This is a genomic window from Lentzea aerocolonigenes (assembly GCF_000974445.1).
Taxonomy (GTDB): domain Bacteria; phylum Actinomycetota; class Actinomycetes; order Mycobacteriales; family Pseudonocardiaceae; genus Lentzea; species Lentzea aerocolonigenes.
On the sequence record NZ_BBOJ01000032.1, the window covers coordinates 1 to 14,033 of the forward strand.

The 14,033-nt window shown below is 67.2% G+C and carries 16 protein-coding genes; 13 read left to right on the plus strand and 3 right to left on the minus strand.

Annotation, left to right across the window (positions count from 1 at the left end; all coding sequences use genetic code 11):
• The 13 genes from AOM45_RS43580 to truA all read left to right on the plus strand — a co-directional run.
• On the plus strand, positions 1 to 760 hold a 760-nt coding region (locus tag AOM45_RS43580; RefSeq protein ID WP_156249771.1), incomplete at its 5' end, for a transposase.
• Between the two features lie 489 nt (positions 761 to 1,249).
• Positions 1,250 to 2,560, plus strand: a complete 1,311-nt coding sequence (gene secY, locus AOM45_RS43585) for a preprotein translocase subunit SecY (RefSeq protein ID WP_030472041.1) — start codon at positions 1,250 to 1,252, stop codon at positions 2,558 to 2,560.
• Entirely contained in the window at positions 2,561 to 3,121 is a 561-nt protein-coding gene (locus AOM45_RS43590) for an adenylate kinase (RefSeq protein WP_030472040.1), read from the plus strand.
• A 53-nt stretch (positions 3,122 to 3,174) separates the two neighbouring features.
• Positions 3,175 to 3,948 (plus strand): type I methionyl aminopeptidase, encoded by a 774-nt coding sequence (gene map, locus AOM45_RS43595; RefSeq protein WP_030472039.1) that lies wholly within the window; start codon positions 3,175 to 3,177, stop codon positions 3,946 to 3,948.
• A gap of 108 nt (positions 3,949 to 4,056) precedes the next feature.
• Positions 4,057 to 4,731: a hypothetical protein gene (locus tag AOM45_RS43600; RefSeq protein ID WP_030472038.1), complete on the plus strand. Its 675-nt coding sequence runs from the start codon at positions 4,057 to 4,059 to the stop codon at positions 4,729 to 4,731.
• A 122-nt stretch (positions 4,732 to 4,853) separates the two neighbouring features.
• Positions 4,854 to 5,075 carry a translation initiation factor IF-1 gene (infA, locus tag AOM45_RS43605; RefSeq protein ID WP_005166804.1) on the plus strand — a complete coding sequence of 74 codons (222 nt, stop codon included), beginning with the start codon at positions 4,854 to 4,856 and terminating at the stop codon, positions 5,073 to 5,075.
• 25 nt (positions 5,076 to 5,100) lie between these two features.
• Entirely contained in the window at positions 5,101 to 5,214 is a 114-nt protein-coding gene (gene rpmJ, locus AOM45_RS43610; RefSeq protein WP_010148647.1) for a 50S ribosomal protein L36, read from the plus strand.
• Positions 5,215 to 5,434: 220 nt separating this feature from the next.
• Positions 5,435 to 5,815, plus strand: coding sequence for a 30S ribosomal protein S13 (rpsM, locus tag AOM45_RS43615; RefSeq protein ID WP_030472037.1), 381 nt, complete (start codon positions 5,435 to 5,437; stop codon positions 5,813 to 5,815).
• A 37-nt stretch (positions 5,816 to 5,852) separates the two neighbouring features.
• Positions 5,853 to 6,260, plus strand: coding sequence for a 30S ribosomal protein S11 (gene rpsK / locus AOM45_RS43620; protein ID WP_030472036.1), 408 nt, complete (start codon positions 5,853 to 5,855; stop codon positions 6,258 to 6,260).
• Positions 6,261 to 6,283: 23 nt separating this feature from the next.
• Positions 6,284 to 6,889, plus strand: coding sequence for a 30S ribosomal protein S4 (rpsD, locus tag AOM45_RS43625; RefSeq protein WP_030472035.1), 606 nt, complete (start codon positions 6,284 to 6,286; stop codon positions 6,887 to 6,889).
• A gap of 151 nt (positions 6,890 to 7,040) precedes the next feature.
• Positions 7,041 to 8,099 carry a DNA-directed RNA polymerase subunit alpha gene (locus AOM45_RS43630; RefSeq protein ID WP_030472034.1) on the plus strand — a complete coding sequence of 353 codons (1,059 nt, stop codon included), beginning with the start codon at positions 7,041 to 7,043 and terminating at the stop codon, positions 8,097 to 8,099.
• A gap of 48 nt (positions 8,100 to 8,147) precedes the next feature.
• Positions 8,148 to 8,720: a 50S ribosomal protein L17 gene (gene rplQ / locus AOM45_RS43635; RefSeq protein WP_030472033.1), complete on the plus strand. Its 573-nt coding sequence runs from the start codon at positions 8,148 to 8,150 to the stop codon at positions 8,718 to 8,720.
• A gap of 59 nt (positions 8,721 to 8,779) precedes the next feature.
• A complete protein-coding gene (gene truA, locus AOM45_RS43640) occupies positions 8,780 to 9,571 on the plus strand; it encodes a tRNA pseudouridine(38-40) synthase TruA (RefSeq protein ID WP_030472032.1) in 792 nt (263 codons plus the stop codon).
• A 492-nt stretch (positions 9,572 to 10,063) separates the two neighbouring features.
• Here truA and AOM45_RS43645 read toward each other — a convergent pair whose 3' ends face one another.
• The 3 genes from AOM45_RS43645 to eccE all read right to left on the minus strand — a co-directional run bounded on the left by AOM45_RS43645 (position 10,064) and on the right by eccE (position 14,025).
• Entirely contained in the window at positions 10,064 to 11,626 is a 1,563-nt protein-coding gene (locus tag AOM45_RS43645; RefSeq protein WP_030472031.1) for a S8 family peptidase, read from the minus strand.
• A 354-nt stretch (positions 11,627 to 11,980) separates the two neighbouring features.
• Positions 11,981 to 12,709, minus strand: coding sequence for a hypothetical protein (locus AOM45_RS43650; RefSeq protein WP_030472030.1), 729 nt, complete (start codon positions 12,707 to 12,709; stop codon positions 11,981 to 11,983).
• A complete protein-coding gene (gene eccE, locus AOM45_RS43655) occupies positions 12,706 to 14,025 on the minus strand; it encodes a type VII secretion protein EccE (protein ID WP_372497489.1) in 1,320 nt (439 codons plus the stop codon). The genes AOM45_RS43650 and eccE overlap by 4 nt, the downstream gene beginning before the upstream one ends.
• Between the last annotated feature and the right edge of the window lie 8 nt (positions 14,026 to 14,033).

A 14,033-nucleotide genomic window follows, 5' to 3' on the forward strand; every position in this document is an offset into this window, starting at 1 on the left:
CGCGTTGCGTGACTATTTCCCGGCCGCGCTGGTGGCTTTCACGGATCTGGACGCGCCGGACACGCTGGAGCTGCTGGCCCGCGCCCCTGACCCGGATGCCGCGAAGAGGTTGTCGTTCAAACAGATCCGTAGTGCGCTGCAACGCGCCCGCCGTCGCGATCTGGATGCCAAAGCCACCGAGATCCAGGCCGCGTTGCGCGCCGAGCACCTGGGCCAGCCGGCGGTGGTGGCCGCCGCCTACGCGGCGACCACCCGCGCCACCCTGGCGATCCTGGCCGCTCTGGCCGAGCAGATCAGGGTCCTGGAGGGCGAGGTCGGGGCCCATTTTGGCCGGCACCCGGACGCTGAGATCGTGCTGTCCCAGCCAGGGATCGGCGCGGTTCTCGGCGCTCGGGTGCTCGCCGAGTTCGGCGACGACCACGCTCGCTACGCCAGCGCGAAAGCCCGCAAGAACGCTGCCGGCACCAGCCCGCTGACCATCCGCTCCGGCAAGAAGAAAACCGTGCGGACCCGTTACGTCCACAACGACCGGCTCGTCGACGCGCTCATGATGCAGGCCTTCGTCGCCTTACGCGTCTCATCCGGCGCCCGCGCCTACTACGACCTGCAACGCGCCCGCGGCCTCGGCCACAACGCGGCCTTACGCCAACTCGCCAACCGCCTCGTCGGCATCCTGCACGGCTGCCTCAAAACCCGCACCACCTACAACGAGACCACCGCCTGGGCCCACCACACCAACACCAACACCGCCGCCGCTTGACACCCCCAGCAACTGGGATGTCTTCGCCATCGGGCTCGAGTTCGGCTTCGCCGTCGCGGGGTGAGCAGCTCGCCTTCGCCTTCGCCTTTGCGGTGGGGCGCTCGGCTTCGCCATCGCCATCACAGGAGTGGGGGCGCTCGGCTACGCCGTCGCGGGGTGGGCGGCTCGGCTTCGCCTGTGCGCGGGTTCGCTTTGCGAGTATTTCTCGGGGAACTTCGCGGTGGGCGCAAACGTTCGCGGCTGGCGTAACGCCTGCTCGTAGCACGGAATCACCGGGGTGGCTACCCCGGATGGGCTAGCGTGGTGGTGGGAGATCAACCGGTTCTAACCTGTGATTGGCCACTGGGTACGACCAGGTCGTGAGGGGCTGTTAAAGTCGCGGGCTGAACCCGGATGTCCTCCGGGTTGCTTGGTCGTGGCTACCTACCTCGGCCTGCCAACTACCGCATGTGCCGGTCCCTGGGGGTCGGCAACGCTCAGGAGGTTCGCGTGCTCGGCGCATTCCGCTCGGCTCTCGCGACGCCGGATCTACGCAAGAAGATCCTCTTCACGCTCGGGATCATCATTGTGTACCGGCTTGGAGCGACCATGCCCGCGCCGGGCGTGTCCTTCAAGAACGTGCGGGCGTGTGCTGAACAGCTCGAAGGCCAGAACATCTACTCGCTGATCAACCTGTTCAGCGGTGGAGCGTTGCTCAACCTGTCCGTGTTCGCGCTGGGGATCATGCCCTACATCACCGCGAGCATCATCATTCAGCTGCTCACCGTGGTCATTCCCCGGTTCGAGCAGTTGAAGAAGGAAGGTCAGGCCGGTCAGGGCAAGCTGACGCAGTACACGCGTTACCTGACGATCGGTCTGGCGATCCTGCAGTCCACCGGTCTGGTGGCGCTGGCGGTGCGCGGGCAGCTGTTCGGCGAGTGCGACCAGGACGTCATTCCTGGCAAGGACAGCATCTTCACCCTCATCGTGCTGGTCATCACCATGACCGCCGGTACCTCGGTCATCATGTGGCTGGGTGAGCTGATCACCGAGAAGGGCATCGGCAACGGCATGTCGCTGCTGATCTTCACCGGTATCGCCGCCCGCATCCCCGCCGAGGGCAAGAACATCCTCAACAAGAGCAGCATCACGTTCGCCCTCGTGATCGTGGCCGCTCTCATCATCATCGCGAGCGTCATCTACGTCGAGCAGGCCCAGCGTCGCATCCCGGTGCAGTACGCCAAGCGCATGATCGGCCGTCGCATGTACGGCGGCACGTCGACGTACCTTCCCCTCAAGGTGAACCAGGCCGGCGTCATCCCGGTCATCTTCGCCTCGTCGCTGCTCTACCTGCCGGACCTGGTAGTTCGCCTCACCCAGGGTTCCTCCTCGGAGCCGAACTGGTTCTCGACGTTCGTGCAGACGTACCTCGTCAAGCAGTCGAGCTGGGTGCACATCAGCGTCTACTTCCTGCTGATCGTCTTCTTCACGTACTTCTACGTCGGCATCACGTTCAACCCGGACGAGCGCGCTGACGAGATGAAGAAGTTCGGTGGCTTCATCCCCGGCATCCGTCCTGGTCGTCCGACCGCCGAGTACCTCAAGTTCGTGCTGGGTCGCATCACGCTCCCCGGCTCGCTCTACCTCGGCATCGTGGCGATCCTGCCGAACCTGTTCCTGGACCTGACCGGTGACGGCCAGAACCAGAACTTCCCGTTCGGCGGCACCGCGGTTCTGATCATGGTCGGTGTCGGCCTCGACACCGTGAAGCAGATCGAGAGCCAGCTCATGCAGCGCAATTACGAAGGGTTCCTCCGCTAGATGCGACTCGTTCTCGTTGGCCCGCCCGGTGCGGGCAAGGGCACCCAGGCCGAAGTGCTGAGCCGCAAGCTCGGTGTGCCGCACATCTCGACGGGCGACCTCTTCCGGTCACACATCTCCAACCAGACCGAACTCGGCCTCGAGGTGCAGAGCATCCTCGACGAGGGCGCGCTGGTGCCGGACTCCATCACCAACGAGATGGTGCGCAAGCGCCTCGCGGAGGCGGATGCGGAGCACGGGTTCCTGCTCGACGGGTTCCCGCGCAACGTGGCCCAGGCCGACAAGCTCGGTGAGTTCCTGGCCGTCGGCGGCCACGGGCTCGACGCGGTGCTCGAGTTCCGGGTCGACGAGGACGTCGTGGTCGAGCGGTTGCTGGCGCGCGGGCGCACGGACGACAAGGAAGACGTCATCCGGCACCGGCAGCAGGTGTACCGCAACGAGACCGCGCCCCTGCTGAACTACTACGCGGAAAAGGTCATCTCCATCGACGCCGTCGGTGAGATCGACGAGATCAGTGAGCGGGCCCTCGCCGCGCTGCACTCGCTGCGCGGCGAGAAGTGAGTGTTGGTGGACTGCTCAACCGGCTTCGCTCTGTTGTTTCAGGTAGTGAACGCATGATCGAGATCAAGACCCGTGGCCAGCTGGAGGCGATGCGCGCCTCCGGCCTGGTCGTGGCGCGCGCGCTCAAGAACGTGGTCGACGCGGTGAAGCCCGGGGTGTCCACGTGGGACCTCGACGAGATCGCCGAGCAGACCATCCGCGACGCCGGCGCCATTCCGTCGTTCAAGGGCTACCACGGCTTCCCGGCGAGCATCTGCGCGTCGGTGAACGACCAGATCGTCCACGGCATCCCCAGCAAGAAGCAGGTGCTGGCCGAGGGCGACCTGATCTCCATCGACTGCGGTGCGATCCTCGACGACTGGCACGGCGACTCGGCGGTCACCGTCGGCGTCGGCGAGCTGTCGCCTGCCGACCACAAGCTGTCCGAGGCCACCAGGCTGTCGATGCTCGCGGGCATCGAGGCCGCGGTGCCCGGCGGGCGGCTCACGGACATCTCGTTCGCCATCGAGTCCTCGGCCATCTCCTCGGGCGAGCGCGACGGCATCGAGTACGGCATCGTCGCGGACTACGGCGGCCACGGCATCGGCTCCAAGATGCACATGGACCCGTTCCTGCCGAACTTCGGCAAGCCCGGCAAGGGCCCGCGGCTCAAGGTCGGCATGGCCATCGCGATCGAGCCGATGCTGACGCTCGGCACCGACGACTCCCAGGAGCTCGAGGACGGCTGGACCGTCATCACGCTCGACGGCACGCGTGCCGCCCACTGGGAGCACAGCGTCGCGATCACCGAGGACGGCCCCTGGGTGCTCACCGCGCCCGAAGAGTGACCTGAAGCTCGGACACGACCCCGTTCACCGCGTGCGGTGAGCGGGGTTATTCGTTTGTCACGGTCGATACGGTCGAGGCGACGAACGAGTCCAATGCTTGGGGGCATTGTGGGGCCAACCCGTTTCGTCCTGTCCGCCCTTCTGATTTCCGTCTCGGGCTGCGCTGCCACGAAGCCGGCCACCGATTTCACCTACCAGGACGTCCCGGCGGAGCAGATCGCCGACCGGATCTTCCTGGCCGACACGATCGCCGCCGTCGAACAGTGCCAGGCGCCGTTCGCCGACGTGCGGGTCGTGCGGCCGGACTTCGTCCGCCCGCCACCGCCCGCGGACGGCGGCTGCGGGGGTGAGGCCCGGCTCGCCGCCGGGCCGGAGTACGTCGACGCCGTGAGACGCGTCACGGAGCTGCACGACACCGTGGTCCGCGAGTGGGAGGCACGGCTGGGCTCGGGGCCTGAGGCGGTGCACACGAGGTCTCTCGGCGTGACGCTGCTGCGCTGCCTCGACCGGGCCGGGTTCACGCAGCGCGGACCCGGCGAGCCGAGCCTGGAGAGCTACGGCATCGGATCAGGCGACCTCGCGCTCAACAACGCAGCTCAGCGGTGCTCTGACGACAGCGGCTACGGCGCTCAGATCGCCGCCCAGCGCGTCCGGACGCTCAAGTCGGTGCTGGGCAAGCACGAGTTCGAGATCAACGAGATCGCGAAGCTCCGGCCGCTGATGGAGGGGTGCGAGCGCCCCGCCGGCAGGCCTGACCGGACCCGATTTGGGTTGCCGGAGTGAGGTGCGTACACTGGTCAGGTGGCGCATCCGTCGCGCCGGTTCTGTCATGCCCTTGCAGGTGAGATCGAACCCGGCTGACGCGCGTCCAAAGGTTATTACCACCGTCACGAAACGCGGAGGACATGGGCAAGAAGGACGGGGCCATTGAGGTCGAGGGCCGCGTAGTCGAGCCGCTCCCCAACGCGATGTTCCGCGTCGAGTTGGAGAACGGTCACAAGGTGCTCGCACACATCAGCGGCAAGATGCGACAGCACTACATCCGCATCCTCCCTGAGGACCGGGTTGTCGTGGAGCTCTCGCCCTACGACCTGTCCCGCGGGCGCATCGTCTACCGCTACAAGTGACCTCCAATAGCAGGAGATCTCAGGCGTGAAGGTCCAGCCGAGCGTCAAGAAGATCTGCGACAAGTGCAAGGTGATCCGCCGTCACGGCCGGGTCATGGTGATCTGCGAGAACCTGCGCCACAAGCAGCGCCAGGGCTGAGCAGCTCCACCACGCGCTCGTCGAGATCATCGATGACGCAGTAACGAGAAACTCCTCGCACCTGCCGCACGCAGGGCTTCAAGCGTGCGGACACCCCCGGATTCCAGGCCGGGGCCGGGACACCGGCTGTGAGAGCAGCCGGACACGACACACAGCGAGTCAGTCACCGGAACTGGGCGAGGAGCAGACCTGGAAGTAATCGACAGGAGTTAACCGCCACATGGCACGACTCGCTGGCGTCGACCTCCCCCGCGAGAAGCGGATGGAGATCGCGCTCACCTACATCTTCGGCATTGGTCGTACGCGCTCCAAGGAGCTGCTCGCCGCCACGCAGATCTCCCCTGACCTCCGGGTCAAGGACCTGTCTGACGACGACCTCGCCAAGCTGCGGGACCACATCGAGACGAACTACAAGGTCGAGGGTGACCTTCGCCGTGAGGTCGCGGCCGACATCCGTCGCAAGATGGAGATCGGTTGCTACGAGGGTCTTCGGCACCGTCGCGGCCTGCCCGTTCGCGGTCAGCGCACCAAGACGAACGCCCGTACCCGCAAGGGTCCGAAGAAGACCGTGGCCGGCAAGAAGAAGGCCGGCAAGAAGTAAGACCTCGCGTCTACTGCCCTCAACTTAGGAGCTCGTTTTGCCACCGAAGTCCCGCCAGGGCGCCGGGGTCAAGAAGATCCGGCGCAAGGAAAAGAAGAACGTCTCGCACGGCCAGGCGCACATCAAGAGCACGTTCAACAACACCATCGTGTCCATCACGGACCCGATGGGCAACGTGATCAGCTGGGCGTCCGCCGGCCACGTGGGTTTCAAGGGCTCGCGCAAGTCCACGCCGTTCGCGGCGCAGATGGCTGCCGAGAACGCCGCCCGCAAGGCCGCCGAGCACGGCATGCGCAAGGTGGACGTGTTCGTCAAGGGTCCCGGCTCCGGCCGTGAGACCGCGATCCGTTCGCTGCAGGCCGCCGGTCTCGAGGTCGGCACCATCCAGGACGTGACCCCGCAGCCCCACAACGGCTGCCGCCCGCCCAAGCGGCGCCGGGTCTGAGGCACGGGGAGGAGTAAGAACTAATGGCTCGTTACACGGGACCCGCGACGCGTATCTCGCGCCGCCTGAAGGTCGACCTCGTTGGTGGGGACCAGGCGTTCGAGCGCCGTCCGTACCCGCCCGGCCAGCACGGCCGCGGCCGGGTGAAGGAGTCCGAGTACCTGCTGCAGCTCCAGGAGAAGCAGAAGGCTCGGTACACCTACGGCGTGCTCGAGAAGCAGTTCGTCCGCTACTACAAGGAAGCGGTTCGTCGCCCGGGCAAGACCGGTGAGAACCTGCTCCAGATCCTCGAGGCTCGCCTCGACAACGTGGTGTACCGCGCGGGCCTCGCCCGCACGCGTCGCCAGGCTCGCCAGCTGGTCAGCCACGGGCACTTTCTGGTCAACGGCCACAAGGTGAACATCCCGAGCTACCAGGTGTCGAAGTTCGACATCATCGACGTGAAGCCGAAGTCCATGCCGACGCTGCCCTTCGAGGCTGCTCGCGCGTCCTTCGGTGACCGCCCGATCCCGGCTTGGCTGCAGGTCGTTCCGTCGAACCTGCGCATCCTCGTGCACCAGCTGCCCGAGCGCGCGCAGATCGACACGCCTGTCACCGAGCAGCTCATCGTCGAGCTCTACTCGAAGTGATCCTCTCCGAGCGTCAGTCCTTCGTGGACTGACGCTCGGGTCGGGTCCCGCATCGGCGCGAAGGGTGTGCCGAGTGCGTTTGCCGGTCCTCGCGGCTGGCTGTTGTTGACGGCGTCAAATAGCGGGCGTCGTTGGTGGAAGGAAGAACCCAGTGCTGATTTCCCAGCGCCCCTCGCTCGGCGAGGAAGCGGTCTCCGAGACCCGTTCCCGGTTCGTCATCGAACCGCTGGAGCCGGGCTTCGGCTACACGCTCGGCAACTCGATCCGCCGCACGCTGCTCTCGTCGATCCCCGGTGCTGCTGTCACGAGCATCCGCATCGACGGCGTGCTGCACGAGTTCACCACGGTTCCCGGGGTGAAGGAGGACGTCACCGACGTCATCCTGAACCTGAAGGAGCTCGTCGTCTCGTCCGAGGAGGACGAGCCGGTGACCATGTACCTGCGCAAGCAGGGCCCCGGTGTGGTGACCGCGGGCGACATCGTGCCTCCGGCCGGTGTCACCGTGCACAACCCCGACCTGCACATCGCGACCCTGAACGGCAAGGGGAAGCTGGAGATCGAGCTCGTCGTCGAGCGCGGTCGCGGCTACGTCCCGGCTGTCCAGAACAAGCAGGCGGGCGCCGAGATCGGCCGCATCCCCGTCGACTCGATCTACTCGCCGGTTCTCAAGGTGACGTACAAGGTCGAGGCCACTCGTGTCGAGCAGCGTACGGACTTCGACAAGCTGATCCTCGACGTGGAGACCAAGCCCTCGATCACTCCGAGGGACGCGGTTGCCTCCGCGGGTAAGACCCTGGTTGAGCTGTTCGGCCTCGCTCGCGAGCTGAACATCGACGCCGAGGGCATCGAGATCGGCCCGTCGCCGGCCGAAGCCGACACCATCGCCGCGTTCGCGATGCCGATTGAGGACCTGGACCTGACGGTCCGGTCTTACAACTGCTTGAAGCGGGAAGGCATCCACACCGTCGGCGAGCTCGTGTCGCGCAGCGAGGCGGACCTGCTGGACATCCGCAACTTCGGTGCGAAGTCGATCGACGAGGTCAAGATGAAGCTCGTCGGCCTCGGCCTCGCGCTGAAGGACTCGCCTCCTGGGTTCGACCCGTCCGCGGCTGCGTCGGACTACCACCCCGGTGACACGGGCTGGGGTGCCGGTGCCGGCCTGGACCCGCACGACGACGGTCAGGACTACGCGGAGACCGAGCAGCTCTGACGCTCTGATTCAGAGCTAGAGGATCTCTTTCAGTTACAGGAGTAAGCGATGCCCACCCCTACCAAGGGCCCCCGGCTCGGTGGGTCTCCGGCGCACGAGCGGCTGCTGCTCGCCAACCTGGCGACGGCGCTGTTCCAGCACGGCCGGATCAAGACCACTGAGGCGAAGGCGAAGCGGCTGCGTCCGTACGCCGAGAAGCTCATCAGCAAGGCGAAGGTCGGCGACCTGCACAACCGCCGCGAGATCATGAAGACGATCCGCGACAAGGACGTTGTGCACAAGCTGATCGCCGAGATCGGTCCGTTCTTCAGCGACCGTTCCGGTGGCTACACCCGCATCACCAAGACGCTGGCGCGCAAGGGCGACAACGCCCCCATGGCCATCATCGAGCTGGTGCAGCAGAAGCTCGTCTCCACCGAGGCCGAGGCTGCGCGCAAGACCAAGTTCGCCAAGGACGAGAAGCCGGCAGCGGCCGAGGTTGTCGACCAGGACGCCGAGGCGCCCGAGTCCGCGACCATCGACGCCGCCGACGAGCCCGCTGAGGGCGCTGTCGAGGTCGACGGCGAGCCGTCGGCCGAGGACGTCAAGGCGGAAGAGGCTGCTGAGAAGGACAAGTCCTGAGCAGTAGGTCTGCTGACGAGCCCGTCGTTCCCGCTTCTGGGGACGGCGGGCTCGTTCGTGTGCGCCTGGACCTCGGCTACGACGGGACCGAGTTCTCGGGATGGGCTCGGCAGCCGTCCCGCCGGACCGTCTGCGGCGTTCTCGAGGACACCATGTCGATGGTGCTGCGTGAGGACGTCGTTCTGACGGTGGCCGGGCGGACGGATGCCGGGGTGCACGCGTCCGGCCAGGTCGCCCACGTCGATCTGCCGTCCACTGTGGATGTTGCCGGGCTGCCGCGGCGGTTGGCGCGTGCGTTGCCGGCTGATGTGCGGGTGTTCTCTGCTCGGGTGGTGCCTGAGGCGTTCGACGCTCGGTTCTCCGCGTTGCGGCGGCACTACGAGTACCGGGTCACGGATGCTGCTTTCGGGGCGGATCCGTTGCGGCGGTTGGACACTCTTGCCTGGCCTCGGCCGTTGGACGTCTCGGCGATGAACGCTGCTGCCTCGTTGCTGTTGGGGGAGCACGATTTTTGTGCGTTCTGCAAGCGGCGGGACGGGGCCACGACCATCCGGGAGTTGCAGCGGCTGGAGCTGGTGCGGGCCGCTTCGGATGGTGTGATCACGGCGTTCGTGTCGGCTGACGCGTTCTGCCACTCGATGGTTCGGTCGCTGATCGGGGCGTTGCTGGCTGTCGGGGAGGGGCGGAAGCCCGTTTCGTGGCCTTCGTCGTTGCTGTCGTTGAGTGGGCGCGCTAGTGGGGTTGCTGTGGCGCCGGCTCACGGGTTGTGCTTGGTTCGCGTGGACTTTCCTGGGGATGACGAGTTGGGGGCTCGGGCTGAGGTGACTCGGCGGGTTCGGACGTTGTCCTGACGTCGTCCTGGCGTTGTCCTGGCGCGTCGGTGCCGTTGCCGTCCCCCGGTTGCGCTGGCGGGTTGCCTGTTTCGTGTTTCGCTAGGTTGGTTGCGTCGTCGTGTCGGGTGCCTGTTTAGGGCTTGGAGGCTCTGCCCTTACCCCGCCAATCTGATCAAAGACCGGTCAGCGCCGCTCGCGGGTTGATGGCACGCCTGTTGCTTTGGGCGGCTTGCTGTTGCGTAGGGCGTGCGGTTCGGGTGGGTTGGTCCCGACACGAGCCGCGCCAGGAGCGAGTCACCCCTCAGGCGCGACAAGAGCTGTGGCACGACTCGTGACGGAACCAACCCACCGGAACCCCACGCTAAGAGCTGGCTCGGCTTCGCCTTCGCGTCGCCTCGCCTGCGGCATCGGGCTGGGGTGCCTTCTCTCGTCTCTCGTCTCTCTTCTCGCTGGAAAGGGAGGAGCCCCCGGCGGGGGGACCGGGGGCTCCTGGGGGTGATGCTGTGTGGTCTAGATGTCCAGGGTCCACGAGTTGATGAAGCCCGTGTCCTGTCGGTAGAGGTCGCGGACCCGCAGTTGCCAGGTGCCGTTGGCGTCCTCAGTGGACACGTTGACGTTGTAGGTCGCGTTGATGTCGTCGGCGCTGTCGTTGCCGCTCGAGACCTTCAGCATCTTCACCGCGCCTGAGGGGGCGATCAGGGACAGTTCCAGGTCGCCTCGGTAGCTGTGCTTGATGGCCACCTGGACGGTGCCCGTGGCGCTGGCCTTGCCGTTGCAGTCGGCGATGGTGATCGACGAGGTGACCGATGAGGCGTCTGGGATGGCGGTGTCGGTGTCGTTCGTGACTGCGGGGCACTGGCCGGGCGGGTTGCCGGGGGCCGTGCCGGTGATCTGCAGGAGCTTGTTCGGGGAGCCTGCTCCCGGGCTGGTGACCACGTCGGAGCTGGCGTTTGCCACCAGGGCGTCGCGGACCTGTTGGGGCGTGGCCGTCGGGGACGAGCCGAGGTAGACCGCTGCCGCGCCCACCACGTGCGGGGTGGCCATTGAGGTGCCGCTGATGGTGTTGGTGGCGTTGTCGTCGGTCAGCCAGGCGCTCGTGATGTCTCGGCCCGGGGCGAAGATGTCGAGGCAGGTGCCGATGTTCGAGAAGGACGAGCGGGAGTCCGTGCGGTCGGTGGAACCGACGGTGATGGCTTCCGGGGTGCGGGCCGGGGAGGTGTTGCAGGCGTTGCCGCCGCTGTCGTTGCCTGCGGCCAGGCCGTAGGTGACGCCTGCTGCGATTGAGCGCTTCACGGCTGCGTCCACCGTGTCGTTGGCGCCGCCGCCCAGGGACATGTTGGCCACTGCGGGCTTGTTGGCCGGGTTGTTGGTCACCTGGTCGGTGACCCAGTCGATGCCCGCGATGACGCCTGCGAAGGTGCCGGAGCCCGAGCAGTTCAGGACTCGGACGGCTACCAGTTTCACGTCCTTGGCCACGCCGTACTTGGTGCCGCCCACGGTGCCCGCGACGTGGGTTCCGTGGCCGTTGCAGTCGGTGGCATCGTTGTCGTTGTCCACGGTGTCGCGGCCGGAGACGGCGCGGCCGCCGAAGTCGCTGTGGCTCAGGCGGATGCCGGTGTCGATGATGTAGGCCGTCACGCCCGCGCCGCGGTTCGGGTAGGTGTAGCTGTTGTCCAGCGGGAGCGTGCGCTGGTCGATGCGGTCGAGGCCCCAGGACGGGGTCGGGGTCTGCGTGTCCGAGAGGTGGACCTCGCCGTCCTGCTCCACGTAGGCGACGGACGGGTCAGCTGCCAGGCGCTTGGCCTGGGCCTCGGACATCTGCGCGGAGAAACCGCGCAAAGCGGACTTGTAGGAGTGCTTCACCTTCGCGCCGTACTTGGCGCTGAGGTTCTCCGCGCTGGTCGTGCTGAAGTCCTTCAGGACGACGATGTAGCTGTCCTTGACCGCGTTGGACGCACCGAGGTTGCGAATCTCCCCCTCGGGCGCAGCGGTGGCGGAGACGGACGTCAGCGCGAGCGCGGTGCCCGCCACCAGTCCGATTCCAGCCGCTCGTCTGAGCCACGATTCACCCATAGCAGCGTGCTCCCTCGTCGCAGGAGTAGTACAGGTGAGAGTTTTCTTAGTGGCGTAGACGGATTTCGCACAAGAAGGTCCACGGAATTACCATCGAATGGCGAATCAACAGATTTGGTCGCCCTGTGAATTAGTTGGTGCCGCTGATCTATGGACAAAACAATTGCGCCCCGAACGGTTCACCGTTCGGGGCGCTATGTCTCAGTTGGATAAGACTTGCGAGTTCGTGCCGGTCATCCGGTCGCCTCTTCGGGTCAACCGCCGTAGGCGATTCGGCCCGAAGAGGTGGCCCGGACGACCGACTGGAAGACGAACTCGCCACCGTCTGCGAAGCAGCGGCGATCGAGCACTGCCTCAATCGCCGCGGCGGACGGCTCCCAGGATCTGCTGCTCGGCCGGGGTGGTGTACAGGCGCAGGTGCGCCCACATGTCCTGGCCCATCGCGATGACCTGGTCGTCCTTCAGCTGGGTCAGCTGCTGGAACATCTGCGGGCGCAGGCGCCACATCTGGCCCGCGAGCTGCGCCTGGCCCATCGGGAGGCGTTGCAGCAGCACGAGGTCCGCGTTGTTCGCCGTCGACGACGCCTGCGGGTGCAGGTACGGCAGCACGTACATCGTGGTCTGCCACGGGGCGCGGGGCGGGAACAGCTCCTGCGGGACGTGGCCGCCGTCGTGGATCACCAGCAGCGGCATGTCCTCCGTCGGGCGCGGCAGGTCCGCCGGGGACAGCCGGCGCAGCTGGACCAGCTGGGACGGGCGGCCGTCCGGGCCCTGGCCCGCGGCGCGCACCACCGGCTGCCAGGCCTGGGGGCGGCCCGTCGCGATGATGATCCACGCGCCCGTTGCCATGGCCCGCAACGCGATCTGACGGGCCAGGTACAGGCCGCCGACGACCACCATGCGGGTCGGGGTGGGACGCAGGACGGACACGGTGAGCGGTTCGCCCTTGGTGCCCTGGCCGAGCATCATGCCGCCGCGGTCGCCGCTCGGGCTGACCACGTCGAGCATGCTCGGCGACACCAGGAACTCCGGCGCCACGCCGTCGCGGCCGCGCGAGTCCAGCAGACGGGACGAGCTGCTCATGCCACACCTCCCAGCGGCAGCGTCGCGGCCAGGCCGGCGAGCTGCATGCCCCGCAACGGGGTCAGCGTGATGTCGAGCTTGTCACCCAGCTTCGACAACTGGTCCTCCGCGCGGTCCAGCTCGCTCGGCGTGCGGGCGCTCACGCGCACCAGGCCGCGCAGCGAGACCTGACCGTCCTCACGGGACGGTGAGATCGACATCGCGAGCGTCGAGGACAGCGCGCGCACGCCGGTCAGCGCGTTCAGGTTGCCCTTGAGGCCCTTCGACGGCCAGCCGGTGATCGCGTAGCTCGCGTGACCGACGCCACCCGCGGTGACGCCCGACCACTTCTCCCGCAGCGACACGGGGTTCGTGTTGCCGACGGCCGCGGTGAGCTCGGCGGACGAGATCGCCGCGCGCAGCAGCTCGTCCGAGTCGAGCGGGCGGATCGTCACGCCCGCGGACTCCAAAGCGTTGCGGACGCGGGACAATGCGCCGATCAACGCGCGGTGCGCGCCCACGACGCCGCCGCCGCGCTCCCTGATCGCCTCGCCGCAGCGGCGCGGGTCGAGCCGCACCGTGATCCACGTGGTGCGCCGGGCCGCGGCGGGCATCGAGCCGAGGACTTCCATGTACGAGCTGACGGCCGGCGAGTTCGGCGGAAGTGCCGCGCTGCCGGGGTAGCAGTGCCAGATCACGGTGATCGCGTCCAGCACGACACCGCGGTCCTCGAGGCACGGCGCCAGCGCGCCGAGCGGCAGCGACGGTGCCGAACCGACCGCGGAGATCAGCGGCGGGGTCGGGTCGACCAGCAGCACCGCGGTCCACACGCCGTCGTGCCACGACAGCGCGAGCGGACGGCGTTCGTGGTCCACGCCCTTGGCGATCACCAGGTCCGGGATCGCGAGGCGCAGCAGCGCGACGCGCGGGTCCTCCGGGCCGAGCACCTGCATCTCGTCGTCACCGGGCTTGGACTCCTGCGGGTCCACGCGCTTCGCGGTGCGGGTGTGCGACCGGAAGTTGTAGCGGAGCCGGACGCCGATCCACTGGGTCAGCCAACGACCACGCGATCGGGTGAAAGCCAGGATCAGTGCGATGAAGAGCACACCGCCGGCGATCGACACCGAGACGACGTTCAGCGCGCCGGCGCTGTTCTTCAGGCCCATGAGGGTGAGCACGAGGAGGGCGATGGCGAGACCGACCTCGATCGTGACTACGTTCGAGACGGGCAACGAGCCGAGGCTGGCGCCGGAAGCTCTGCGGCGGACACGCCCGACCGGACGCGGCGGCGCAGGTGCCTGCTGGCCAGGACCCCCAGGTCCCTGCGGCCGTGCCATCCCTGGGT